Source organism: Pseudoflavonifractor sp. BSD2780061688st1 E11 (assembly GCF_005844125.1).
GTDB lineage: Bacteria > Bacillota > Clostridia > Lachnospirales > Lachnospiraceae > Sellimonas > Sellimonas catena.
This window is the reverse complement of the sequence record NZ_SPHM01000088.1, coordinates 1-1,961: the sequence shown is the minus strand read 5'-3', so window position 1 is coordinate 1,961 and position 1,961 is coordinate 1. Positions and strand designations below refer to the sequence as shown.

The window sequence follows — 1,961 nt, the reverse complement described above, 5'->3', positions numbered from 1 at the left end:
TCCTGTCTTTGACAGTTATTGGAAGAAAAAATCGCTGTATCCCTTGTGTTTACTGGGCTACAGCGATTTTTGTCGTTGTTTTGAACTATAGTAATTTATTCCTTCCCTTTGCTTTTTTTCTGGATTGTTCTCATTTTACTTTTGGTTATGAATTGGTAGTCCGTCCGGAAACCGCAGGCTTCATGAAGATCATCCGTAATCTTTTCCCGCCGGTACAGTGGTATGAACCCCTGTTCCTGTATCCCGGCAAAATTCATCGCTTTTAGTGTGTCCAAGAGTTGTTCACAGGTATATTTTGAATCCAGTTTTTTCTCAAGGTAACGGTAGATGGTCAATGCAAGGAAACAGATCAGGAAATGTGCCTTGATCCGATTCTCCTCTCGCAAATAAACCGGCCTTGCAGAAAAATCTGTTTTCATGATCCGGAAGCATTCCTCGATCTGCCATCTGCCTTCACTTACTTTTAAAATATCACCGACCTCATCATCCAAAAGATCTGTGCATACTGCATAGAGCCCGTCATACTGTGCTTCTTCCGCAATCTTATCCTCATCCAGGTACTGCTTGATATCCGCAGCCTCCCCGTCTTTTGTAACAGCCATCTTTCCAATGAAACGTGCCGGGTCATTGGGGTTCTTCCGGTTCTTTTTTGTCTTCCCCGAATCCAGCATTTTTTGTGCCCGCTCCACCTGTTTGTCGCGGATGGATTTCTGATACAGGGCATACTTTGGAGAATAAGTTATGATTAAACGCTGGTGCAGCTTTTTTGTGGTATACGGTTCGTCCTTGTAATAAAGCCCTTTGTCGTCTTCCGTCAGTTTCGTGATATCGACCGGCTTGTCATCGGAGACCCTTTTAAATCCCTGCGAACTCAGCGCCCACTCTTTTTCTTCTTTCTTCAGCTTTTTGATCGACTGGGTTATGATATAAGCCCGCTCTCCCATATGATTGTATTCACGGATGGATTCTGAACCCAGACCGGCGTCACTGCAGTAAATAAATTTCTGGCATCCGAAATCCCCAAGGACTTTCTTCTCCAGCGGTTTCAGCGATGTCTGCTCGTTTGCATTTCCCGGGAAGAGAGAAAACGCAAGGGGAATCCCGTCCCCGTCCATGAAAAGCCCCATTTGGATGATCGGATTCGGTCTGTGTTCTTTGCTTTTCCCGTACTTTTTGCTGCCGTCTTCCTGCTCAATCTCGAAATAATAATTCGAGCAGTCATAGTAAAGGACCTTATCATTCCTTTGCCCCATGAAATGGCTGTTTTTATAGACTTCTGCCTGGATCATGTCACATTCAGAACCAAGGACATCCAGCGCGCGGTATACATCATGAAGTTCATAAGAAGGCTTCTCTAAGAACTCCGATGCAGCTTTATAGGAAGAACGCTTGCTGGATGGCTCCAGTATCCTTGCATAGATCAAGTCAGAAAGGATTGCATTGATGTCATATTGAAACTTATATCGTTGTTTCAGTTTCCGACAGATCTTATTCATCTGCATCTGATAATAGATTGATTGAAGGAAAAGGTAGCCGCCCCGGTAAAAAACCTGTTTATCATAATCTAACTGCCTGTCTGCATGAAATGGGATCAAGACCGTTTTAGCTTCTTTTTCCTTTTTATATTTTTCGGTTTCTATTTTCACTTCATTCTTTGCCCATGCAAGGACATCATCTCTTGTCGGGCCATGCTCAACTAAAAGCTGTTCTAAAGTTCCCAGCTTGCGGACGATCATGGAAGAAGTGCTGCCATTAGCTTTTACATAAGATCTGCAGATATAAAATGACTCTGCGTTTTTGGATTTTGATATGTGAAGATTCATAGACGATCCCTCCTTCCCCTTATTATATCACACGATAACATAAAATAACATAGATAAAAACTAAAAATTTGACACAAAAAAAGCAGGTTTTATGCGGCCTGCAAGGTATTTTTCTATTATTCAACTGTCAAACTCCCG

The 1,961-nt window shown here is 42.6% G+C and carries 1 protein-coding gene; it reads right to left on the bottom strand.

Translation table 11 applies throughout. The features are described from left to right. Nucleotides 1-95: 95 nt before the first annotated feature. The gene (locus FGQ85_RS18055) at nucleotides 96-1,823 is read right to left on the bottom strand and encodes an IS1634 family transposase (RefSeq protein ID WP_138374153.1); all 1,728 of its coding nucleotides are present in this window, start codon (nucleotides 1,821-1,823) and stop codon (nucleotides 96-98) included. Nucleotides 1,824-1,961 lie beyond the last annotated feature (138 nt).